This is a genomic window from Microbispora sitophila (genome assembly GCF_014892245.1).
GTDB lineage: Bacteria > Actinomycetota > Actinomycetes > Streptosporangiales > Streptosporangiaceae > Microbispora > Microbispora siamensis.
In genome coordinates, this window is the sequence record NZ_JADBGC010000001.1 from 346071 (window position 1) to 367420 (window position 21350).

Consider the following 21350-nt stretch of genomic DNA (forward strand, 5'->3'; position numbering starts at 1 on the left):
CGAAGGCTGGGGGAGACGAAGGAGGACGCCATGCCGATGACCGTCCGCGACGTCATGAACAGGTTCGTCGTCGCCGTCGAGGCGACGGCCTCGTTCTCCGACGTGGTCACCGCGATGTGCCGGTTCCACGTCGGGGCCGTCCCGGTCGTGGACGGGGACCGGCGCGTGATCGGCATGGTGAGCGACGACGACCTGCTGCTCAAGGAACTCGACAGGCGGCCCGGTGACCTGATCATCGAGGGGCCGTCCCGCCGCAGGGAGCGCAGGAAGGCGAGAGGCCGCACCGCGGCCCAGATCATGAGCAGCCCGGCGATCACGGTCATCGAGGACACCCCGCTGCGGCGGGCGGCCTGTCTGATGCACCGCAACAGGATCAAGGAGCTGCCGGTCGTGGACGCGCAGACCGGCCGCATCACCGGGCTGGTCAAACAGTCCGACCTGATCAGAGCGTTCTGCCGGCCTGCGGAGGACCTCCGCGACGACGTGGTCGAAGTGGCGTCGCGCTACTCCCGGCACTGCGCCGTACGGGTCGAGGACGGGATCGTCCACCTCGACGGCGGCGTGGAGCGGCGTTCCCAGGTCTGCGCCCTGATCGAAGAGGTCTGGCAGGTGGACGGCGTGGTGGACGTCGACTCCTCCATCACCTACGAGACGGACGACGTGGACCGGGCCGTCCCCGCGGGCGCGCCCCGGCGGACCGGCCCGGCGGAAGGCGGGCAGGATCGATGAGCGTCGAGACCATGACCGCGTCCGAGGTGATGACCCGGACGCTCGTCACGGTGGAGCCGGAGGAGTCGCCGCTGATGGCCTGGGAGCTCATGTGGCGGGCCGGCGTCCACCACCTCCCGGTCGTGGACGCCTGCTGCCGGCTCGTCGGCGTGCTCGGGCGGGAGGACGTCGCCGCGCACTGGTCGGGCGGTCCCGCCGAGCAGTCCCTGACGGCGGTGCGCACGCTCGTGCAGGGGCGGCGCTGTCCCCGGGTCGCCCCGGACGCGCCGTTGTCCGAGGTCGCCGCGCTGATGGCCGACGCCGACTGCGGTGCGGTCCCCGTGCTCGGGCCGGACGACGTCCTGCGGGGCCTGGTCACCACCACCGACGTGCTGATGGCGCTGGCCGGGAGGACGGCGCGTCCGGCCGGCGACCCCACGGACGTGAAGGGCGGCCTGTTCCATCTGGAGCCGGTGCCGTCCGTCACCTGTCCATGAGCAGGACGGCGGCCCCCTCGACGCGGTCGGCGGCCAGGTCGGCCAGCGCCTGGTCGGCGGCGTCGAAGGAGTAGGGCGTCGTCGTGACCCGCGGGTGGTGGAGGGCCGCCAGCCGCAGGAACTCCCGCCCGTCGTCGCGGGTGTTGGCCGTGACGCTGCGCAGCGTCCGCTCCTGGAACAGGTGGCGCTGGTAGTTCAGCACCGGGATGTCGGTGAGGTGGATCCCCGCCACCGCGAGTGTGCCGCCCCGGTCGAGCGCGGCCAGCGCGACCGGCACGAGATCGCCGGCCGGGGCGAACAGGATGGCCGCGTCCAGGGGTGCGGGCGGCGGGTCGGCGCTGCCCGCGGCGGAGGCCGCGCCCAGCCGGAGCGCGAGTTCCCTGGCCACCGCCGACCTCGTCATCACGTGCACGGTCGCGCCCTCGGCGATCGCGATCTGGGCGGTCAGATGGGCCGAGGCGCCGAACCCGTAGATGCCGAGCCGCCCGCCCGGGGGCAGGTCGGCGCGGACCAGCGCGCGATATCCGATGATCCCCGCGCACAGCAGCGGGGCGAGCGTCTCGGCCGGGGTGTCCTCGGGCAGCGGGTAGACATACGCCGCGGGGGCGGTCAGCAGTTCCGCGTAGCCGCCGTCGGCGTCCCAGCCCGTGTAGGTGGACGCGGGGCACAGGTTCTCCGCGCCGCGCAGGCAGTAGCGGCACCGGCCGCAGGTCGAGCGCAGCCAGGCCACTCCCACGCGGGTGCCGACCGGCGGTCCCGCCGTGTCCGGGCCGAGTCCCGCCACCCGTCCCACGACCTCGTGCCCGGGAACCGTACGGGGGTGTCTCGGGGGGAGGTCGCCCTCGGCGAGGTGCAGGTCGGTACGGCAGACCGCGCACGCCTCGACGCGGACCAGCAGCTCCCCGGGCCCCGGCACGGGGTCCGGCAGCACGGCCCGCTCCAGCGGCCGTGTCGCGACGGGCCCCGGCCGGGCCACGACCCAGGCGTCCATCACGCGTGCTGGATGCGCCGGCCGCTGACCTCGTTGGGCGAGATCCGGATGTAGAGCGGACGGTCGCCACCCGCCCACGACTCCACGGCGTTCTTGTTCACGTCGCCGGTGATGTGGTGGGCCCCGCCGCGGACGAGCACGCTCCAGCCCTCCCTGGTGCTCTCGTCGATGTGGTCCACCTCGAAGGCCACCATGAAGTCGGCCCCCTCGATCCCCGTGCGCAGGTCGGCGTCCATCGGACCGCCGAGAGCGGTGCGGAACAAGATGGCGCCCTGCTCGATCGTGTAGTTCACCGGCAGGATCACGGGCCCGGTCGGATTGTTGAAGGCGACCCTGCCCACGCCGCCCGGCGAGATCAGCCGCAGGCACTCCTCGCGCTCGAGCTTGTCCAGCCGCGGCATGCCGGCGGGAGCGGTGTCTTCAGTCATCTGGACCTCCACGATGATCTCAACGGGCGTCGCGGCCAGTCTGCCGTTCCCGTCCCTCCGGCGGCACCGACGTCCGTCGCTCGACGAAGGGACGAAGGGCCCGGAAGCCTTGGCCGCCGCTTGCCGTAATCCATCCTTTAACCGCATGCCCCAGATGGGCACCACGGTCACATGGAAGTGCTGAGCAGCCGCATACTCCTGCGATCGGCCGACCGGACCGCGAGCCGCCGCTTCTACCGGGACGTCCTGGGCCTGGCCGTCAACCGGGAGTTCGGGCCGGTCGAGGACCCCGGGGTGGTGTTCTTCCTGGGACAGGGGCTCCTCGAGGTCTCCCCGCGTGGCTCCGGCGCCGAACAGGAGGGCCCGGCGATCTGGTTGCAGGTGCGAGACGTCCAGAGAGAGTACGACCGGCTGGTGGAGGCCGGGGTACGAGTGTCCCGCCCGCCCCGGCTGGAGCCGTGGGGGCTGGTGGAGATGTGGATCGAGGATCCCGACGGCCTGCCGATCGTGCTGGTCGAGATCCCCGAGGGCCACCCGCTGCGACGCGACCAGCGTTCCTTCACATCGCGCCCCGCCTGAGCCCGTCTCCGGCCGCCCCGGGTGGTTGCGGCGCTGCTGACGCCTCGGGTCGTCTTGACAACCTGAACCGCCTGGCCGCCGACCACGGGATCAGTCCGGAGGCGGCGGGAGAGGCGGAGTGAGCCCGATGCCCGTCCCGCTCTACCAGGCGAAGGCCGACTTCTTCCGGACCCTGGGACATCCGGTGCGCATCCGCGTGCTCGAACTTCTGCGGGACGGCCCCCGCCCGGTCCGCGAATTACTCAACGAGATCTGTGGAGGCGTCGAACCTGTCCCAGCAGCTCGCCGTGCTGCGCCGTACCGGCCTGGTCAGCGCGGTCAGGGAGGGCGGCACGGTGGTCTACACGGTGGTCTACTCGCTGGCCACCCCCGACGTCGTGGACCTGCTCGCGGCGGCCCGGCGGATCCTCACCGACATGATCACTGGCCAGGGTGAGCTGCTGGCCGAGCTTCAGGCGGAGGCGGCCGAGTGACCGGTGCGGCCAGGCGCTGTACGGCCGGGTCACGGGCTGCCGCCCGCGCCGTCGATCGGCTTCCTCGATCCGGGCGCCGTCACCTCGCTGCTCCCCGCGGCCCTCGCCGTGGCCGCCCTCGGGGCCCTCGAGAGCCTGCTGTGCGCCTCGGTCGCCGACGGCATGAGCGTGGGGGAGCGGCACGACCCCGACCGCGAGCTGTTCGGGCAGGGCCTGGCGAACGTCGTCTCCCCGCTCTTCGGCGGCATCCCCGCCACCGCCGCGATCGCCCGTACGGCCGTCAACGTGCGCTCGGGCGCCCGCTCGCGCCTGGCCGCCCTCACGCACGCCGTCGTGCTGGCCGGGGTGCTGCTGGCCACGACGGTCCGCATGGTCGAGGTCGGTTCGCTGCGCGCCGTCGCCCGCGCCACCCGGGGCGACGCCGCGGTGATGGTCCTCACCTTCGCCGTCACCGTCGTCTTCGACCTCGTCACCGCGGTCGCGGTCGGCGTCGGCGTCGCGATCGTGCTCGCGCTGCGGGCCGTCGCGCGCAGCGCACAGATCGAGCAGGTCCCGCTGGAGACCGGCGACCACGGCGACGAGGAGCGGCGCCTGCTGGCCGAGCACATCGTGGCCTACCGGTTCGACGGCCCGCTGTTCTTCGGTGCTGCCCACCGCTTTCTGCTTGAGCTGTCGGAGGTCGCCGACGTGCGGGTGGTGATCCTGCGCATGTCGCGCGTGTCCACGATCGACGCCACCGGCGCGGGCGTCCTCGGGGACGCGATCAGGCGGTTGGAAGGAAAGGGGATCACCGTGCTGCTGTCGGGCATCCGGCCGGGCCACGACGAGGTCCTCGGCGGGCTCGGGGTGGCCGACCACCTCCGCCGTGAAGGGCTCGTCTTCCCGGACACGCCGGCCGCGATCGACCACGCCAGGACGCTGCTCGGACTCCCGCCCGCGCCGCCGCCGACCCCGGTTCTCACGGCGCGTCACCCGGACGTTCCCGCGCGGACGGTGTGATCGGCGCACGACTCCCCGTAGGCTTCCGAATGGAAGGACAGTAGCCTTAATTTCCTACCAGATTTGTGGGAGACTGGGGTGATGAGCGCCTGGCCCCGCGAGACACCTGTCACCGCCGCCGTCACGGCCGCGCGCTGGGTGCGGTCGGCGGCGGTCGACGACGACCTGGGACGGCGATGGCGGCCCAACCCCGATCCCCGGGGGCGGTCGGCCGGGGCCGGTGACGTCTCGTCCCTCTACGCCGGCGCGGCCGGCGTCGTGCTGTTCTTCCTCGAACTCGCCGCCGCCACCGGCCACGAGGCCTACCTGGAGGACGCGCTCGCGGGCGCCCGCAGGCTCGCCGTCACCTGGCCGGAACAGCGTGACCCGACCTTCTACCACGGGCTCGCCGGCCTGGTCTTCGCCATGGCGGAGACGGGGTGGGCGACGGGCGACGAGGAGGTCTTCGGGGCGGCCCGCGCCGCCGCCGACCGCCTCGTCCGCGACGCCCGCCCGTTCGGGGACGGCATCGGCTGGACCGGAGACCCGGCGCAGCGTGGTGACGGGGGGATCGTGCTCGCACTGCTGCACGCGGCCGGCATCCTCGGCGTCCCCGCGTACGAGGAGGTGGCGATCGAGGCGGGGGAGCGCATCGCGGGCCTCGCCGTCCCCGGGCACCGCTTCGGCGGCGACGCCGCCCCCGACCTTCCCGTGGACGCCGTCTCCCCCGGGTTCCTGTCCGGGACGGCGGGCACGGCGTTCCTGCTCGCCCGCCTGTACGGCGTGACCCGCGACGAGCGGTTCCTCTCGGCGGCCCGCAGGGGGGCCGACTTCGTCCGGACGGTCAGCGTGGTCACCGACAGGTGCGCGCTCGTGCCGCACCACCTGCCGCAGGGCCGCCGCCTCCACTACCTCGGCTTCTGCTCGGGATCCGCCGGGGTGGCCCGCATGTTCCACGAACTGCATCGGGTCACCGGCGACCCGGGCGATCTCGACTGGGTGGAACGGCTCGCGCACGGAATCATGCAGAGCGGCGTGCCCGGGTCGCGTCCCTCGGGTCACTGGGACGTGGCCTGCCTGTGCTGTGGCACGGCGGGGCTGATCGAGTGCTTCGTGGGCCTGTACGCCGCCACGGGGCGCGAGCCGTACCTCGACTTCGCGCGCACGCTCGCGATCGACCTGATCGGGCGCGCGACCGCGGGCGACGAGGCCGGCTTTCGCTGGTATCAGGCGTATCGGCGGCTGCGCCCCGGGGAGGTCACGGCCGACACCGGATACATGGTGGGAGCCGCGGGCATCGGGACGGCCCTGCTGCATCTGGACGCCGCGGAGCGCACCGGCACGCCGCGCCGGTTGATCCTCCTGCCGGACAACCCGTTCCCGGCCATCCCGATCCCCGCCGCGGTCCTGCGCGGCGAGCAGGCGTAGCGGCCGAGAATTTCACCTGTCCACGGCCCGTACGGCCAGGTCGGCCGGCTGGACCTGGAACACCTGGGACTGCTCCACCGGCCCGTCGCTGATCAGCGACTACAGCGGCACGCCGACCGCCTTCGGGGCCGGGCTGCGGGGCTCGCCTGCTGTCGTCCTGATCCCGATACGTGGTGGGCCCCTCCTTTCCTTCAGCCCCCGGGAAGGGGGGCGCGTCACATCTGACTTTGCCACTTCATGGGAGATTCGTCCAGAAAGTAAAACTTTCGCCCAACATGTCGAGATTTGGGGTGTTCTTGGCTTAGTGTCCGGTTACCCAACCGTGACCAGTCAGGAGATCCCCCATTTCCAGCTACGCGGACCCCCACACCGACGCCCCCCGGGAGCAGACGAGCCCGGCGAAGGGCGAGACGCACCACGCGACCGCCGTGCCCCCGCACCGGCAGGACGCCTCCGCCCGCCCCGCCCCGGCGGGCTCCCAGCACACGCCCACCGACGGCGCCACGCTCGTCGCCACCGGGTGGCTCCTGGACGCGGACGACGCGACGGCCCCGCACCCGCAGGAGGCCGCTCCGGAGCCCGAGGCCGCCGACGCGGCCACCGCGCCCGCCATTCCCGAGGTCGGCTGCCCGACCGCCGAAGGCCAGATCGTCCTGTACGCCGGCAAGACGACCGCGTCGTACTTCTGGGACGACGGGTCGGGCGTCAACGGCGACACCGGCGCCCCCGCGTCGGGCAAGCCGATGCAGAAGGGCCTGGCCGCCAGCCCGAGCTGGCCGATGGGCACCAAGGGCTACGTCGTCTACAAGGGAAAGAAGGCCGACTTCTTCGTCGGCGACCGCGGCCCCGGCGTTCCCTCCAGCAGCGGGGTCATGCTCGACCTCGACGGCAAGACGTTCGCCGAGCTGACCGGCGGCACCTGGAACACCGACTCGCTCACCGTTGAGGACGCGGGCGGGCTCGGCCACATCCCCGTGAAGTACGTGATCACCCAGTGGGGCGAGGGCCTCGGCAAGACGGGAGCGCCCAAGCCGTTCTCGACGGGCGCGTACGGGGTCAAGGACCACCCGGAGCCCCCGCCGCCCTGCCCGACCGAGTCTCCCGCTCCCTCCGCATCTCCCGCCGCCCCGCAGGACTCCGCTCCCACGTCCACGCCCGGCGTGAAGGAGAACCCGGCCCCTGTGGCCTCCCCGTCCGCGGCGCCCGCAGTGCCCACCTCGCCTGCCTCGCCGGACACGCAGGCCGAGGCCGCCTCGGCCGGGATGTCCCCGCTCTCCGGCGCCGCAGGGGCGAAGACCGCCACGGAGACCGCGCAGAAGACCGCGAAGACCACGGAGAAGGCCGGCGCGAAGACCGCCACGGAGACCGTGAAGGGGGCGAGGACCGGCGAGGCGACGGCCTCCCCGGCATTCACCCCCGCGTCGGCCGTGGACGGACAACCGGAAGAGGCGGCCGTTCCCGCCTTCTCGGTCGCGATCGTGGTGTGCGCGCTCGTCGCCGTGGGCGTCAAGGCCGTGCTGAGCCGTCCCGCCCACGCAACCGCACACCAGGAGGGCCGCCACCGCAAGCGGTAGGGCCGCGGCCGTCTGCCTGGGCGAGGCCCTGCGGACCTCTACCGTTTGCGGCGCTTGAGCGCTCCGGCCACGCGCTTGAGCACGCGGTCCCACTCCGAGCCGAACGGGTTGTCCTGCACCAGATAGGTCCAGGTGGCCGTGGGCCGCTTGAGGCCCTGCTCCGCGAGGTCGCGGGTGACGTCGGCCTTCTCGAAGGTCTCCTTGGAACGCCGCTCGACCTCGTCGAGCATCGCCCGGTAGGCCGGAACGGCCTCGCGGTTGAACTCGTCGAGCGGGTTCAGCCGCCCGAGCGCCCGCAGGTGGATGCCCTCGCGGAGGTCGGCGAGGAAGCCGAGGTGCTCGGTCCAGCAGCGGTCGAGGTGATACAGCACGATCTGCCGGGCGGCCCGCTCGACCGTCTCCTCGCCCGCCGTCTCGCACAGCTCGCGGTAGCGCTCCGGGCAGGCCTGCTCCAGGGCCCGCGCCCCGGTGTCGCCGTGCAGGACGCGGTCGCGCTGCTCCAGCACCTCCGCCCGCTGGCGCTCCTGCAGCCGGGTGTAGCGCCAGGTGTTGCGGTGGATCTCCAGGTTGACGCCCTCCGCCACACGCTGGGCGTGTGCCACCAGCCCGGCGGCGTCCGCGTCGCGTACGACGCCGTCGTGGCCGGCCGCGGGCAGCGACTGGTCCGGCACGTACGCGGTGAGGAGGGTGTCCTCGCCGCTGACGAAGAACACCGAGCCGCCGGGGTCGCCCTGCCGTCCGGCGCGGCCCCGCAGCTGGTCGTCCAGCCTGCTGCTCTCGTGCCTGCCGGTGCCGATGACGTAGAGCCCGCCGAGCGCGGCGACCTCCTGCTCCTCGTCCGGATCGCCCGCGCCCAGGCGGATGTCGGTGCCGCGCCCGGCCATCTGCGTGGAGACCGTGATCACGCCGCGCCGGCCGGCCTTCGCGATGATCTGCGCCTCCTCGGCGTCGTTCTTCGCGTTGAGCACGGCCGCGCTCAGCCCCATGGTCTCCAGGGCCTCGGCCAGACGCTCGGACTCGGCGACGTCGAGCGTGCCGACGAGGATCGGCTGCCCGGCGGCGTGCCGGGTCTCGATCTCCTCCAGCAGCGCCCGCTCCTTGTCCTCCAGCGTGGCGAAGATCCGGTCGGGCTCGTCCACTCGTACGCACGGCTTGTTGGGCGGGATGACCGCGACCCTGAGGTCGTAGAACTCGCGTAGCTGCTCGGCCACGGCGATCGCGGTGCCGGTCATGCCGCACACCTGCGGGTAGCGGCGGATGAGGCTCTGCACGGTGAGCGAGTCGAGGATCTCGCCCGTCTCCGACGCCGGCAGGTGCTCCTTGGCCTCCACGGCCGCCTGCAGCCCGTCCGGCCAGCGCTGCAGCACGGCGACCCGGCCGCGCGAGGTGTTGATCAGGTGGACCCGGCCGTCCCTCACGATGTAGTCCACGTCCCTGGTCAGCAGCGCGTGGGCGTGCAGGGCGAGGTTGACCTGGGTCACCACGCCGGGGTGCTCGTAGAGGTCGATCCCGAGGGCCTTCTCGACGGTGTCGGTGCCCTTGGGGGTGAGGAAGACGGCGCGCCCCTCCTCGTCGATCGTGTAGTGGTAGCCGCGCGACAGCCGCCGCACCAGGGCCGCCATCTCGGGCAGCGCCGTGCCGGGGTCGGCCGTGCCGGCCAGCACGAGCGGCACGCGAGCCTCGTCCACCAGGACCGAGTCGGCCTCGTCCACCAGCGCCACCTCGGGGGCGGGCACGACCGGTTCGGCCGGGTCGGTGCACAGGCGGTCGCGCAGCACGTCGAACCCCAGCTCGCTGACGGCTCCGTACGTGACGTCGCACGCGTACGCCGCCCGGCGCTCCTCGGAGGCGGAGGTCTCGGCGATCCATCCGGCCGTGAGGCCGAGCGTCTCGTACAGCGGGCCCATCCACTCGGCGTCCCGGCGGGCGAGGTAGTCGTTGACCGAGACCGCGTGGACCCGGGCGCCGCGCAACGCGAACCCGGCCGCCGTCAGCGCGCCGACGAGCGTCTTGCCCTCACCGGTGGCCATCTGCACGACGTGGCCCTCCAGCATGGCGAGCATGCCCACGAGCTGCACGTCGTACGGCCGCTGGCCGAGCGCCCGGCGGGCGGCCTCCCGCATCACGGCGCAGAAGTCGGCGGAGCCGACCCAGGCGGGATCGAGGGTGGCGGGGCGCAGGTCGGCACGTCGGGTGACCTCGTCCTCCAGCTCGCCCGCCTCGGCCACGATCCGCTGGAAGGGGGCCAGATCGACGCTTCCCGGTTTGTCCAGAAACCGCCTGATCCATTCGCCTACCCGTGCCACATCCGCTCCAACGACTCGCTTGCCGGACTGGTTCCACATGCCCGGTTCATGGTCCCACTATCGATGCCGATTTCCGTGGCGCACCTACCTGACACTCCCTGACAGGTATACGCGGAAGGATGGCCGTCATGACAACGATCGCGAAGCTCATCGCCGTGACCATCGACTGCGCCGAGCCGAAGAAGCTCGCCGAGTTCTACTCCCAGATCACCGGATTCGAGGTGCAGTACGCCGAGGAGGAGTACGCGGGGATCGGCGACGGCACGACGAGCATCTATTTCCAGCGCGTGCCCGACCGGAAGGCTCCCTCCTGGCCTGGCCCGGACAAGCAGTTCCACCTCGACTTCCGGGTGCCCGACGTGGCCGAGGCGGTGGAGGAGTACATCGCGCTCGGGGCGTCCAAGCCGGAGTTCCAGCCGGGCGACTGGGTGGTGCTCGCCGATCCGGAGGGTCACCTTTTCTGCGTGTGTCCGGAGAGGTCCTGAAGCGGGCCCAGTGGTCCTGAAGCGGGGCACAGTGTGGCTGACTCTCCTGACGATGCAAGAAGCGTGATTACATCGCGTGATTGAATCTAGTCTCTCCGTGATCGATTTCGGCGGGCAGGGGGCCCGCCCGATGCGACGCGGAGGCACTCATGACGACTCGATCAGCGATCCGCCCCGGCCTGGTTCTCCTCGGAGCGGGACTCGCCTGTGCGGCGGGCCTGCTGCCGGCCGGGTTGGGCACGACCTCGGCGAGCGCCCAGTCGGCCACACGGTCGGGCACACAGTCGAGCGCGCAGTCGCAGGGCCGCGGGCCCGTGCAGGCGGCCGTCGCCCCGCCCCGGATCGGCGTGCTCAAGGTCGGCGGCGACGCCCTGGTCAAGGAGGGCGGGCTGTCGGCGAGCTGGGTGCTGGAGCACGACGGAGTCATCCAGATCGCGCTGGCCGGTGACCGTATCGGCGTCCTCACCGGAGACGGCAGGGCCTGGGTGAAGGAGGGGGGCCTGTCCACCAACTGGGTCCTGGAGCACGACGGCGGCGTCAAGCAGCTCGCGCTGTCGGGCAACCGGATCGGCGTCCTCACCGGGGACGGCAAGGCATGGGTGAAGGAGGGGGGCCTGTCGGCGAACTGGGTGCTGGAGCACGATGGCCGGGTCAAGCAGCTCGCGCTGTCGGGTGACCGCATCGGGGTGCTGACGGCCGACGGCAGGGCCTGGGTCAAGGAGGGCGGGCTGTCCGCCGACTGGGTGCTGGAACACGACAGCGCCAAGCAGCTCGCGCTGGCCGGCGACCGGATCGGCGTGGTCCGGGCGGACGGCGTCGCGCTGGTCAAGGAGGGCGGACTGTCCGCCACCTGGGTGACCGAGAACACGGCCGTGAAGCAGCTCGTCCTGGCCGGCGACCGCATCGGGGTCGTCCGGAGCGGCGGGGCGGCATTGGTGAAGGAGGGGGGCCTGTCGGCCACCTGGGTGACCGAGAACCTCAACGTCCTCGAACTCGCGCTCGCGGGCAAGCGGATCGGCGTGGTCAAGGTCACCGGCGAGGCCCTGGTGAAGGAGGGCGGCCTGTCAGCCACCTGGGTGACCGAGAACGCCGGGGTCATCGACATCGCCCTGTCCAGCGGCACCGACTAGGTCGTGTCCTGAGGCGCACACCGCTCGTTCCCGGGATCCGCGCCCGTCGCGGATCCCGGGGAGCGGTCCCCGGGGAGCTGCCCGGAAAGCCGCACTTGTGTCGCGGGCTCCCTTGGCGCGTGCCAGGTACAACTAAGCTTGCGTGGTGATTTCTCGACACACCGGCGGGCGCGCATGATCTGGGTGGGAGTGGCCATCGCCCTCGTCGGCGCGCTGGGATACGCCCTCGGCGCGGCGCTGCAGCAGTTCGAGGCGGTGAGCGAGGGGGCGACCCTCGCTCTCGTCAGAAGGCCCCGCTGGTGGATCGGCGGGGTCATCGGTTTCACCGGGGCGTCACTGCACGCGGTGGCGCTCAGCCTCGCTCCGCTGGTCGTCGTCCAGCCCGTGAGCGTGGCGACCCTCGTCTTCGCGGTGCCGCTCGCCGCGACGCTGCACGGCAGACGCCCGCGCCGGGCCGAGATCGCCGGGTCGATCGCGGTGGCGGTCGGCCTGCTCGGCCTGATGTTGCTGGTCCCGGCGCACAACGTGACCCCGGTCCTGTCGGACGCGCACGCACTGGAGCTGATCGGCTGCGTCGCCCTGGTGGTCGCCGTCACGTTCACCGCGGCGCGCTGGCTGAGGGGCCCGGCGAAGGCGCTGCTGATGGCGGTCGGCGCCGGAGCGGTCACCGCGACCGTGTCCACGTTCGTCCGGGTCGTCGGCGGCGGGCTCGAAGGAGACCTCGGCCGCCTGGTCCACTGGTTCACCCTGGCCATCCCGGTGCTGCTGGTCTGCGCCGTGGTGCTGCTGCAGAAGTCGTACGCCGTGGGCTACTTCGGCATCGCCTACGCCGGGGTCCAGGTCGTCGACCCCATCACCTCGGTCACCGCCGGGGCCGTGCTGCTGGGCGAGTCGCTGCCCACCGAAGTGGGCAAGGTGATCCCCGCGCTGCTCGCGGCCGGCCTGCTGATCGCCGGGACGATCACGCTCGGCCGCCTCGCTCCCGACCATTCCAAGCACGCGGCCGTACCGGCCGAGCCGGACAGGATCGGCGCCCCGGTGGGCGCGTCCGAGGCGGCCTGACCTCCTCGACCGCCAAGCTCCTCGGCCCGTTCAGGGCGACCAGACGAAGATCTTGTCGCCCTGCCGCAAGGCGACGCCGGGCCCGAGCCGGCCCGCCGCGCGCATCGCGCCGTCGCGCAGGGCGACCGCCGGCGGGTTGCTCCACCGGGTGAGCCGGCCGATCGCCCGCGACCGCCGGACGATCGGCGTCGTCCGTGCCAGCCGTTCCCGGCTGTAGGCGGCCAGGCCGGCGGACAGGCCCTTCCCGGGCGAAACGCGGTCGGCGAGCACGACGGCGTCCTCCATGGCCTGGCAGGCCCCCTGCCCGAGGTTGGGCGTCATGGGATGGGCCGCGTCGCCCAACAGCGCGACCCGCCCGGCGTGGAAGGCGGGCAGCGGGGTGTCGAGGCAGTGGATGTCGTGGCGCAGCACGGCGGCCGGGTCGGCGGCGTCCAGCAGCGCCGGGATCGGGTCGTGCCAGCGGCCGAACAACCGGAGCAGTTCGTCCCTCTCGTCCGCAGCGCGCAAACCCGCGGAAACCTTCGCGGTGGCGTAGCAGTACACCTGCCCGCCCGCGAGCGGCATGACCCCGAAGATCAGCCCGCGCCCCCAGGTCTCGGAGGCAAGCACAGTTTCCGACGCGCCGGTCACGACGGGCAGCGGCACGATCGCCCGCCAGCTCGTCACGCCCGCGTAGACCGGCGCGGGATGCCCGGGGAACAGGGCCGAGCGGGTCCGGGACCAGATGCCGTCGGCCGCCACGACCAGGTCGGCCTCGATCGTCTCCGCTCCCGGCACGGTGACGCGTCCGGTCGCCGGGTCCACCGAGGCGACGCGCGTGTTCACCCGCAGGGCGCCCTGCGGCAGGCGTCCGGCGAGGATGCCGACCAGCGCCGACCGGGTGAGCAGCACGATGGGGTCGCCATACCGGGCGGCGGCGTTCTCGGCGGTGGTCCGCGACAGCCAGCGGCCGTCCGGCACCCGGATGCCGCTCTGGCCCTGGATGGCGGAAAGCTTTCTGACCTCGTCCCCGAGGCCGATCACGTCGAGCGCCCGGAGCGCGTTGGGCGCGACCGCCAGCCCGGCGCCCACCGGCTCGATCGAGGCCGCCTTTTCCAGGACCGTCACCGACCAGTCCTTGCGCGCCAGGGCGAGGGCCGCCGTCAGCCCGCCGATGCCCGCCCCGATCACCACCGCGTGCGCCATGCCCGCCTCCTCGTCACTACACCTGTAGTGAGCGTACTACACCTGTAGTCCGCCTCTACGATGAGGGGGTGAGCAGTCAGCGGGCCGTCGCCGTCGCGGACGCGGCCATCGCGATCCTGGCCGAGCGGGGGATGCGCGGCCTCACCCATCGAGCGGTGGACGAGGCCGCAGGGCTGCCGCCGGGCTCCACCTCGAACCACGCGCGCACGCGGGCGGCGCTGCTGGAGCTCACGCTGGCCCGGCTCGCCGAGCGTGAGGAGGCCGTGTTCACCGCCGCGATGCCGGCCGATGGCGGGATGCCCGAGGGCGCGGGCGACGTGGCGCGGCTGGCGGGACTCATGGCGACGACGATGCACGCGGCGATCACCGTGCACCGCGAGACGACGATCGCGCGATACGAGCTGGCGCTGGAGGCGAGCCGGCGCCCCGAACTGCGCAAGGTATACGACGAGATGGGGCGCCGGTTCCGGGAGCAGGCCGTCGCGGCGCTGGCCGCCGCCGGCTCGCCCGATCCGGTGCGGCACGGCCGGCAGATGGTCGCCTACGTCGAAGGGCTGCTGTTCGACGCGGTCGTGGGGGCGGGGGACGTGCCGACCCTCGAAGAGCTCGACGCCGCCTTCCGGGAGCTCCTCCGCATCGCCACAGGAACGTGAGCCCCGCCGGTCATGACGTGACCGTCAGTGCCGGGCGGCCAGCAGACGGGCGCGGTGGGCCGGCCACTCGTCGTCGAGGATCGAGTAGAGGGGGCTGTCGCGCCAGGTGCCGTCCTGGCGGCGGTACTGCCTCCGGAGCACGCCCTCCCGCACGCCGCCGATGCGCTCGATGGCCGCCTGCGACCGCAGGTTGCGGATGTCGGTCTTCAGCACCACGCGGACGAAGCCGAGAGCGAAGGCGTGGTCGAGCAGCAGGACCTTGCACTCGGTGTTGACGGCGCTGCGCCAGTAGGCCCGGCCATACCAGGTGGAGCCGATCTCCACGCTCTCGTTGAAGCCGCCGACGTCCCAGTAGCCGGTCGAGCCGATCGCCCGGCCGGTCTCCTTGAGGACCACCGCGAACTGGGTGGTGCGCGGGTCGGCGAGCAGATTGTCCACCAGGCGGCGCATGTCCTCCTCGGTCTGCGGCACGGGTTCCGGCCGGTGCCGCCAGACCTCCTCGTCCTGCGCGGCGAGGAACAGGTCGGGCACGTGGCCGGGGGCGAGCGGCTCAAGGCGTACGACGCGGCCGTCGAGCACGGCCGGCGCGGGCATCTTCGCGGTCATGCGCCCGACGTTATCGCCGACCTGCGCCGAGAGCGGATGGCCACTTGGGGCGGAACGGCGAGGACCACTTCGCCGTGACCATGTCGACATGCATACCGTCTGGTCGGTACGCTGACGGCGTGAACGCTGACCCGCCCGGCCTCGACCTCACCCGCCTCGCCGAGCACCTCCAGCGCGAGGGCCTGACCGAAGGGCCGCTCACCGCGGAGCTGATCGTGGGCGGCAAGTCCAATCTGACGTACGTCGTCAGGGACGGCACGAGCACCTACGTCGTGCGGCGGCCGCCGCTCGGACACGTCCTGGCGACGGCGCACGACATGGGCCGCGAATACCGGGTCATGAGCGCGCTCCAGGAAACGGGCGTCCCGGTGCCGCGCACCTACCATCTGTGCCGGGACCCCGAGGTCGTCGGCGCGTCCTTCTACGTGATGGAGCACGTCGAGGGCGGGCAGCCGCCGCTCACCCCCGCCCTCGCCCACGGGCTGGTGGACGTGCTGGCCGCGCTGCACTCGATCACCCCCGAGCGCGTGGGACTCGGCGACTTCGGCAAGCCCGACGGCTTCCTGGAGCGACAGGTCGCCCGCTGGAAGCGGCAGCTCGACGCCTCGCGCAGCCGGGAGGTGCCCGGCATCGACGACCTTTACGAGCGGCTCGCCCGCGACGTGCCCGCCTCCGGCGAGCCGGCGATCGTGCACGGCGACTTCAAGCTGGGCAACACGCTCGTCGCCGACGGCGAGGTGCGGGCCGTGCTCGACTGGGAGATGTCCACGCTCGGCGACCCGCTCACCGACCTGGCGCTGTTCCTCTTGTACGGCGAGGTCTCCTCGCTCGACCGAGGATCGGCCGGAGAGGTGCCGCCCAGCGCCGAGCTGGCCGCCCACTACGGGGAGGCGTCCGGTCGCGACCTGTCCCGGCTCGGCTGGTACGTCGGCCTCGCCTGCTTCAAGCTCGCGGTGATCGCCGAGGGCATCCATTTCCGATACACGAAGGGGCTCACGGTGGGGGAGGGCTTCGCCGAGGTCGGCGACCAGGTCGCCCCGATCGTCGCCCGCGGGCTCATGGAGGTCTGATGGACTTCGGGTTCGACGCGACCACGAACCGCTACCGGGAACGGCTGCTGGAGTTCATGGACGAGTGCGTCTACCCGGCCGAGCACGCCTTCCACGAACAGGCGGCCGGCAGCGGATGGAGCCCGCCGCCGATGCTGGAGGACCTCAAGGCCGAGGCTCGCTCGCGCGGCCTGTGGAACCTCTTCCTTCCGCGGTCCGATACCCGGGACGAGCAGGGCGCGGGGCTGACCAACCTGCAGTACGCGCCGCTCGCGGAGATCATGGGCAGGTCGCCCGCCATCGCGCCGCCCGCCACCAACTGCGCCGCCCCCGACACCGGCAACATGGAGGTGCTGGCGGAGTTCGGCAGCGAGTGGCAGCGCAAGGAATACCTGGAGCCGCTGCTCGCCGGCGAGATCAGGTCGGCCTTCGCGATGACCGAGCCCGAGGTGGCCTCCTCCGACGCGACGAACATCGCGACCTCCATCAGGAGGGACGGCGGCGAGTACGTCATCAACGGCCGCAAGTGGTTCATCACCGGCGCGATGAACCCCGGCTGCCGGGTCTTCATCGTGATGGGCAAGACCGATCCCGAGGCGCCCAAGCACCGTCAGCAGAGCATGGTGCTCGTCCCGCGCGACACGCCCGGTCTCACCGTACGGCGCGGCATGACCGTCTTCGGCTACGACGACGCCGACCACGGCGGCCACGCCGAGGTGGTGTTCGAGGACGTACGGGTGCCGGTGGACAACCTGATCGGCGAGGAGGGCGGCGGGTTCGCCATCGCCCAGGCGCGGCTCGGGCCGGGCCGCATCCACCACTGCATGCGGCTCATCGGCATGGCCGAGCGGGCCGTGGAGCTGATGTGCCGCCGGGTGCTGACGCGGGAGGCGTTCGGCAAGCCGCTGGCCCGGCAGGGGGTGATCCAGGACTGGATCGCCGAGTCGCGGGTGCGCATCGAGCAACTGCGCCTGCTGGTGCTGAAGACGGCCTGGCTGATGGACACGGTCGGCAACAAGGGCGCGCACACCGAGATTCAGGCCATCAAGATCGCCGGTCCGGCGACCGTGGAGTGGATCCTGGACAAGGCCATCCAGGCGCACGGCGCCGGCGGTGTCAGCCAGGACTTCCCGCTGGCGGCGCTGTGGGCGGGCGCGCGCTCGCTGCGGTTCGCCGACGGCCCCGACGAGGTCCACAAGCGGTCGCTGGCCTACCGCGAGCTCAAGAAATACATGCGCTGATATGTGGTGGGGGTTGATATTTCGTGGCATGGGATGAGGCGTCGGTCGCCGAGCGCGCCAGAGCCTTCCTCGCGGAGCACGACCCGGCGGCCATGGACCGCCTGGAGTTCCTGCGCGCCCGGTTCGACGCCGGGCTGGCCTGGGTGCACTTCCCCGAGGGCCTCGGCGGGCTCGGCGCGCCCCGGGAGCTGCAGGCCGTGGCCGACCGGGAGCTGAAGGGCACGCCCGACAACCAGCCGGGCCGGATCGGCATCGGCCTCGGCATGGCCGCCCCGACGATCCTCGCCTTCGGCACCGAGGAGCAGAAGAAGCGCTTCCTGCGGCCGCTGTGGACGGGCGAGGAGGTGTGGTGCCAGCTGTTCAGCGAGCCCGGCGCCGGCTCCGACCTCGCCACGCTGGCCACTCGCGCCGTACGCGAGGGCGACGAGTGGGTGGTGGACGGCCAGAAGGTGTGGACGTCGAGCGCCCACACCGCCCGCTGGGGCATCCTCGTGGCCCGCACCGACCCGGGCGTGCCCAAGCACCGCGGGCTGACCTACTTCGTGTGCGACATGCACGCCCCAGGCGTCGAGGTGCGCCCGCTGCGCCAGATCACCGGGGAGGCCGAGTTCAACGAGGTCTTCCTCACCGCGGTGCGGCTGCCCGACGCGCTGCGGCTGGGCGAGGTGGGCGACGGCTGGCGGGTCGCGCAGACCACGCTGATGAACGAGCGGGTGGCGATCGGCGGGACTCCCGCCCGCCGCACGATGATGGGCGTCGTCGCCGAGACCTGGCGTTCCCGGCCCGAGCTGCGCACCCACGACCTGCACCAGCGGCTGCTCAAGCTCTGGGTCGACTCGGAGGTCATGCGCCTGACAGCCGTACGGCTGCGCGAGCAGCTCGCCGCCGGGCATCCGGGGCCGGAGGGGTCGGGGATGAAGCTGGCCTTCGCCCGGCTGCACCAGGAGCTGTCCGGCATCGAGGTCGAGATGCTTCGCGAGGACGGCCTGGCCTATGACGACTGGACGTTCCGCCGCCCCGACAAGGTCGACTTCATCGGCCGCGAGGCGGGCTACCGCTACCTGCGTGCCAAGGGCAACTCGATCGAGGGCGGCACCTCCGAGATCCTGCGCAACATCATCGCCGAACGCGTCCTCGGCCTGCCCGCCGAGCCGCGCGCCGACAAGGACGTCGCCTGGAAGGACCTCCCCCGATGACGCTGCTGTACACGGAGGTGGAGGAGGAGCTGCGGGCCGCCGTGCGCGACCTGCTCGCCGACAAGTGCTCCCCGTCCGCCGTGCTCGACCGCGCGGAGTCCGGCACGCCGTACGACGCGGAGCTGTGGAAGGCGCTGGCCCGCGACATCGGTGTGGCCGGGCTGCTGATCCCCGAGGAGCTCGGCGGCGCTGCCTCCGATGAAGGCGGCGCCTCGGCCCGCGAGGCCGCCGTCGTGCTCGAGGAGCTGGGCCGCGCCGTGGCGCCCGTGCCGTTCCTGAGCAGCGCCGTGCTCGCCACCCAGGCCCTGCTGGTAGCCGCCGGACAAGGAACGGGCGGAGAGGCGGCGGGCGAACTGCTGGGACGCCTGGCCGCCGGGGAGGCGACGGCCGCGCTCGCCGTGTCGTTCGCCGCCTCGCCGTACGCGCCGCCGGCTCCGCTGGCGACCCTCGGAGAGGACGGCACGGTGACCGGCACGGTCACCGGGGTGATCGGCGCGGAGGTCGCCGACGTCCTGCTCGTCCCCGTACGGCTGGCACAGGGCACCGGGCTGTGCGCGGTGGAGGCGTCCCCGGAGGTCCGGGTCACGCCGGTCACCTCGCTCGACCTGACCCGGCCCATCGCGACCGTGTCGTTCGCGTCGGCGCCGGCGCGGATCGTCGCCCGCGCCGACGGGCTGGAGGTGCCGTGGGTGTGGGAGGCCCTGGTGCGCGGCGCCGGGCTCCTCGCCTCGGAACAGCTCGGCGTCGCCGAGTGGTGCCTCACCACGACGGTCGCGTACGTGAAGGAACGCCGGCAGTTCGCCCGGCCGGTGGGGTCGTTCCAGGCGGTCAAGCACCGGCTGGCCGACCTGTGGCTGGAGGTCGTCGGGGCCAGGGCGGCGGCCCGCAACGCGGCCGCCCGGCTGGCGGAGGCGCCCGCGGCGGGACCGCTCGGCGACGACGCGGCGGTGGCCGTCGCGGTGGCGCAGGCCCACTGCGGGGCGGTGGCGGTGCACGCCGCCGAGGAGTGCGTGCAGCTGCACGGCGGCATCGGGATGACCTGGGAGCACCCGGCGCACCTGTATCTCAAGCGGGCCAAGGCCGACCAGATCGCGCTGGGCACGCCGGGCGACCACCGTGAGGCGCTGGCCGGCCCTGCGGACCTCCCGGCGCCCGCGTGATCAAAGTCCCCTAATCAGGGGCGCAGGGAGTTGAGCAGGAGGTCGGCGAAGTGGCGGCCGACCTCCTGGCCGGTCAGCGGGCCGTCGGGGTGATACCAGGTGCCGAGGTGGTGGACCGAGCCGAAGAAGAAGTCGACCACCATCTCGGCGGGGATGTCGTCGCGGAAGACGCCGTCGCGCTGCCCCTCGACGACGAGGTCGCGGAACCGCTCGTGGTAGCGCCGCCGCTCGGCCCGCACGCTCTTGTACGTCTCCGGCGCGAGCTGGTGCATCGACCTGAAGAAGATCTTGGAGTCGTCCAGGTTGTCGACCGTGGTCACCACCACGTCCATCGCCGCCGCGTGCAGCCGGTCGGCCACCGGGCCCTCCGCGTCGGCGAACCGGTTGAGGCGCTCCATCTGCAGGCGCAGCACCCGGGCGTAGATCTCGTGGAGCAGGTCGTCCTTGGAATCGAAGTAGTGGTACATGGCGCCCTTGGTGACGCCGGCCGCCGCCACGATCTCCTGCACCGACGTGCTCTCGAAACCCCGCTCGGCGAACAGCCGGGTGGCCTCGGCGAGCAGGCGCTGCCGCACCGGCTCCTCCAGGGACCCGTTGCCGGGGCGCTCCCCGTTCACGCGATCCCCCGTTGCGCGGCGCTCTCCGGCTACGCGATGCTCTCCAGCTGCGCGGCGGGTCATGCCGACCTCCTTCGTCTCTCGGGTCAAGCATACCGACTGGTCGGTCAAGCGTCGGCACTGGCGTAATTGCGCTACTTCCCTCACCTTAGGAGGGTTGGGATTCCCGCTCGGGTATCCCGGAGAAAGCGCATGCCTAGTGTGGGGGGTTCGCGTGCCCAATGGGTCCATTTACGTCCCGAGGGACGAGAAGTTCACCGGCGCCTCGCCGCAGAACCTGTACGAGACGTTCTGGTTCGCCGGACGCAAGAACCGGATCCGGGTGCGGGCCGCGATCACCTTCGCGGGGTTCGTCGTCGGCAACCTGGTGGGCCCGCGGCTTGGGCTGAACATGTTCGCCGCCGGCCTCGGGCTGGCCGCCCTCGCGGGCGGCACGGACCTGTTCATCGCCTGGCGCCTGCACGAGCGTACGGCGGTGTGGCGGGGCAAGCGCCGCGGCGAGGTGCGCACCGGACGGCTGCTGCGTCTCGGGCTGCGCCGGCACGGCTACCGGGTGATGGACGGCCGGGCCGTGCCCGGCGAGGCGTCGATCGACCACCTCGTCATCGGGCCGGGCGGCGTCTGGATCGTGGACAACGAGGCGTGGTCGCCCGACACCCTGATCGCGCGGTACGGCGAGCGCCTGTTCTTCGACGAGAAGTTCGGCACCTCGGTCGCCAAGGGGCTCATCTCCGCCGCCGGGTCGATGGCCGCGTTGCTGACCAAGGAGACCGGCATCGAGGTCTCCATCGCCCCGGTGCTCGCCGTGCACGGCGGGAAGATCAAGGCCAGGGGAGGCGTGCTGTACGGGGAGGGGCTGACCGTCGCCTACCCGGGCAGGGTGGCCCGCTGGATCCGCACCCACGGTTCCGCCGAGTTCACCGAGGCGCAGATCGAACTGCTGGCCCGTACGGCGGCCCGCATCCTGCGCCGCATGAGCTGAGCACGCGGACGCGGGCCGGAAT

Annotated in this window: 21 protein-coding genes and 1 pseudogene; 16 read left to right on the plus strand and 6 right to left on the minus strand. The window is 72.5% G+C overall.

The window, feature by feature from the left end; translation table 11 throughout:
- The first annotated feature begins 30 nt into the window (after nt 1-30).
- Together IL992_RS01615 and IL992_RS01620 are read left to right on the plus strand one after the other, a co-directional pair.
- Complete coding sequence (locus tag IL992_RS01615; protein WP_193201496.1) at nt 31-729, plus strand: CBS domain-containing protein; 699 nt, start codon at nt 31-33, stop codon at nt 727-729.
- Nucleotides 726-1205 carry a CBS domain-containing protein gene (locus IL992_RS01620; RefSeq protein WP_193201497.1) on the plus strand — a complete coding sequence of 160 codons (480 nt, stop codon included), beginning with the start codon at nt 726-728 and terminating at the stop codon, nt 1203-1205. Before IL992_RS01615 ends, IL992_RS01620 begins: the two co-directional genes overlap by 4 nt.
- Here IL992_RS01620 and IL992_RS01625 read toward each other — a convergent pair.
- Both IL992_RS01625 and IL992_RS01630 read right to left on the minus strand, forming a co-directional pair.
- Nucleotides 1192-2196: a zinc-binding alcohol dehydrogenase family protein gene (locus IL992_RS01625; protein ID WP_193201780.1), complete on the minus strand. Its 1005-nt coding sequence runs from the start codon at nt 2194-2196 to the stop codon at nt 1192-1194. The two genes, IL992_RS01620 and IL992_RS01625, sit on opposite strands and share 14 nt — an antisense overlap.
- Nucleotides 2196-2624, minus strand: a complete 429-nt coding sequence (locus IL992_RS01630) for a pyridoxamine 5'-phosphate oxidase family protein (protein WP_226872056.1) — start codon at nt 2622-2624, stop codon at nt 2196-2198. The genes IL992_RS01625 and IL992_RS01630 overlap by 1 nt, the downstream gene beginning before the upstream one ends.
- Nucleotides 2625-2795: 171 nt before the next feature.
- On the opposite strand from IL992_RS01630, the gene IL992_RS01635 reads away from it, so the two are divergent.
- The 5 genes and pseudogenes from IL992_RS01635 to IL992_RS45695 all read left to right on the plus strand — a co-directional run bounded on the left by IL992_RS01635 (nt 2796) and on the right by IL992_RS45695 (nt 7656).
- Nucleotides 2796-3203, plus strand: coding sequence for a VOC family protein (locus IL992_RS01635; RefSeq protein WP_193201499.1), 408 nt, complete (start codon nt 2796-2798; stop codon nt 3201-3203).
- 127 nt (nt 3204-3330) lie between these two features.
- A pseudogene (locus tag IL992_RS01640) lies at nt 3331-3676 on the plus strand (ArsR/SmtB family transcription factor).
- 3 nt (nt 3677-3679) lie between these two features.
- The gene (locus tag IL992_RS01645; protein WP_319018259.1) at nt 3680-4675 is read left to right on the plus strand and encodes a SulP family inorganic anion transporter; all 996 of its coding nucleotides are present in this window, start codon (nt 3680-3682) and stop codon (nt 4673-4675) included.
- A gap of 81 nt (nt 4676-4756) precedes the next feature.
- The gene (locus IL992_RS01650) at nt 4757-6082 is read left to right on the plus strand and encodes a lanthionine synthetase LanC family protein (RefSeq protein ID WP_193201500.1); all 1326 of its coding nucleotides are present in this window, start codon (nt 4757-4759) and stop codon (nt 6080-6082) included.
- A 647-nt stretch (nt 6083-6729) separates the two neighbouring features.
- Nucleotides 6730-7656 carry a hypothetical protein gene (locus IL992_RS45695; protein WP_319018296.1) on the plus strand — a complete coding sequence of 309 codons (927 nt, stop codon included), beginning with the start codon at nt 6730-6732 and terminating at the stop codon, nt 7654-7656.
- Nucleotides 7657-7694: 38 nt separating this feature from the next.
- On the opposite strand, the gene secA2 is transcribed toward IL992_RS45695, so the two are convergent.
- Nucleotides 7695-9962 carry an accessory Sec system translocase SecA2 gene (gene secA2 / locus IL992_RS01660; protein ID WP_319018260.1) on the minus strand — a complete coding sequence of 756 codons (2268 nt, stop codon included), beginning with the start codon at nt 9960-9962 and terminating at the stop codon, nt 7695-7697.
- 128 nt (nt 9963-10090) lie between these two features.
- Between secA2 and IL992_RS01665 the strand changes: the two genes are divergently transcribed.
- From IL992_RS01665 to IL992_RS01675, 3 genes are all read left to right on the plus strand, one after another.
- Nucleotides 10091-10447, plus strand: a complete 357-nt coding sequence (locus IL992_RS01665; protein ID WP_193201502.1) for a VOC family protein — start codon at nt 10091-10093, stop codon at nt 10445-10447.
- Nucleotides 10448-10596: 149 nt separating this feature from the next.
- Nucleotides 10597-11577: a peptidase S1 gene (locus IL992_RS01670; protein WP_193201503.1), complete on the plus strand. Its 981-nt coding sequence runs from the start codon at nt 10597-10599 to the stop codon at nt 11575-11577.
- Nucleotides 11578-11751: 174 nt separating this feature from the next.
- A complete protein-coding gene (locus tag IL992_RS01675) occupies nt 11752-12639 on the plus strand; it encodes a DMT family transporter (RefSeq protein WP_193201504.1) in 888 nt (295 codons plus the stop codon).
- A 30-nt stretch (nt 12640-12669) separates the two neighbouring features.
- On the opposite strand, the gene IL992_RS01680 is transcribed toward IL992_RS01675, so the two are convergent.
- A complete protein-coding gene (locus IL992_RS01680; protein ID WP_193201505.1) occupies nt 12670-13824 on the minus strand; it encodes an FAD-dependent oxidoreductase in 1155 nt (384 codons plus the stop codon).
- Between the two features lie 68 nt (nt 13825-13892).
- Here IL992_RS01680 and IL992_RS01685 point away from each other — a divergent pair, with 68 nt between their 5' ends.
- Nucleotides 13893-14477 carry a TetR/AcrR family transcriptional regulator gene (locus tag IL992_RS01685; protein WP_193201506.1) on the plus strand — a complete coding sequence of 195 codons (585 nt, stop codon included), beginning with the start codon at nt 13893-13895 and terminating at the stop codon, nt 14475-14477.
- Between the two features lie 24 nt (nt 14478-14501).
- On the opposite strand, the gene IL992_RS01690 is transcribed toward IL992_RS01685, so the two are convergent.
- Entirely contained in the window at nt 14502-15083 is a 582-nt protein-coding gene (locus tag IL992_RS01690; RefSeq protein ID WP_193201507.1) for a GNAT family N-acetyltransferase, read from the minus strand.
- Nucleotides 15084-15202: 119 nt separating this feature from the next.
- Here IL992_RS01690 and IL992_RS01695 point away from each other — a divergent pair, with 119 nt between their 5' ends.
- The 4 genes from IL992_RS01695 to IL992_RS01710 are packed head-to-tail and all read left to right on the plus strand — an operon-like array spanning nt 15203 to nt 19729.
- The gene (locus tag IL992_RS01695; protein ID WP_193201508.1) at nt 15203-16153 is read left to right on the plus strand and encodes a phosphotransferase family protein; all 951 of its coding nucleotides are present in this window, start codon (nt 15203-15205) and stop codon (nt 16151-16153) included.
- Nucleotides 16153-17373 (plus strand): acyl-CoA dehydrogenase family protein, encoded by a 1221-nt coding sequence (locus IL992_RS01700; RefSeq protein WP_193201509.1) that lies wholly within the window; start codon nt 16153-16155, stop codon nt 17371-17373. Before IL992_RS01695 ends, IL992_RS01700 begins: the two co-directional genes overlap by 1 nt.
- Nucleotides 17374-17396: 23 nt before the next feature.
- Nucleotides 17397-18569, plus strand: coding sequence for an acyl-CoA dehydrogenase family protein (locus IL992_RS01705; protein WP_193201510.1), 1173 nt, complete (start codon nt 17397-17399; stop codon nt 18567-18569).
- Entirely contained in the window at nt 18566-19729 is a 1164-nt protein-coding gene (locus tag IL992_RS01710) for an acyl-CoA dehydrogenase family protein (protein WP_193201511.1), read from the plus strand. Before IL992_RS01705 ends, IL992_RS01710 begins: the two co-directional genes overlap by 4 nt.
- A gap of 14 nt (nt 19730-19743) precedes the next feature.
- Here IL992_RS01710 and IL992_RS01715 read toward each other — a convergent pair whose 3' ends face one another.
- Nucleotides 19744-20409 (minus strand): TetR/AcrR family transcriptional regulator, encoded by a 666-nt coding sequence (locus IL992_RS01715; protein ID WP_193201512.1) that lies wholly within the window; start codon nt 20407-20409, stop codon nt 19744-19746.
- Between the two features lie 151 nt (nt 20410-20560).
- On the opposite strand from IL992_RS01715, the gene IL992_RS01720 reads away from it, so the two are divergent.
- On the plus strand, nt 20561-21328 hold the full coding sequence (locus IL992_RS01720) for a nuclease-related domain-containing protein (protein WP_193201513.1): 768 nt from the start codon (nt 20561-20563) through the stop codon (nt 21326-21328).
- Nucleotides 21329-21350 lie beyond the last annotated feature (22 nt).

Excerpts from the sequence above, each read along its gene's own strand:
- IL992_RS01625 (WP_193201780.1), bottom strand. The coding sequence starts at position 2,196 with ATGGACGCCTGGGTCGTGGCCCGGCCGGGGCCCGTCGCGACACGGCCG.
- IL992_RS01690 (WP_193201507.1), bottom strand. The coding sequence starts at position 15,083 with ATGACCGCGAAGATGCCCGCGCCGGCCGTGCTCGACGGCCGCGTCGTA.
- IL992_RS01665 (WP_193201502.1), top strand. The coding sequence starts at position 10,091 with ATGACAACGATCGCGAAGCTCATCGCCGTGACCATCGACTGCGCCGAG.
- IL992_RS01635 (WP_193201499.1), top strand. The coding sequence starts at position 2,796 with ATGGAAGTGCTGAGCAGCCGCATACTCCTGCGATCGGCCGACCGGACC.
- IL992_RS01630 (WP_226872056.1), bottom strand. The coding sequence starts at position 2,624 with ATGACTGAAGACACCGCTCCCGCCGGCATGCCGCGGCTGGACAAGCTC.
- IL992_RS01650 (WP_193201500.1), top strand. The coding sequence starts at position 4,757 with ATGAGCGCCTGGCCCCGCGAGACACCTGTCACCGCCGCCGTCACGGCC.
- IL992_RS01670 (WP_193201503.1), top strand. The coding sequence starts at position 10,597 with ATGACGACTCGATCAGCGATCCGCCCCGGCCTGGTTCTCCTCGGAGCG.
- IL992_RS01675 (WP_193201504.1), top strand. The coding sequence starts at position 11,752 with ATGATCTGGGTGGGAGTGGCCATCGCCCTCGTCGGCGCGCTGGGATAC.
- IL992_RS01700 (WP_193201509.1), top strand. The coding sequence starts at position 16,153 with ATGGACTTCGGGTTCGACGCGACCACGAACCGCTACCGGGAACGGCTG.
- IL992_RS01680 (WP_193201505.1), bottom strand. The coding sequence starts at position 13,824 with ATGGCGCACGCGGTGGTGATCGGGGCGGGCATCGGCGGGCTGACGGCG.
- IL992_RS01715 (WP_193201512.1), bottom strand. The coding sequence starts at position 20,409 with ATGACCCGCCGCGCAGCTGGAGAGCATCGCGTAGCCGGAGAGCGCCGC.
- IL992_RS01710 (WP_193201511.1), top strand. The coding sequence starts at position 18,566 with ATGACGCTGCTGTACACGGAGGTGGAGGAGGAGCTGCGGGCCGCCGTG.
- IL992_RS01615 (WP_193201496.1), top strand. The coding sequence starts at position 31 with ATGCCGATGACCGTCCGCGACGTCATGAACAGGTTCGTCGTCGCCGTC.
- IL992_RS01620 (WP_193201497.1), top strand. The coding sequence starts at position 726 with ATGAGCGTCGAGACCATGACCGCGTCCGAGGTGATGACCCGGACGCTC.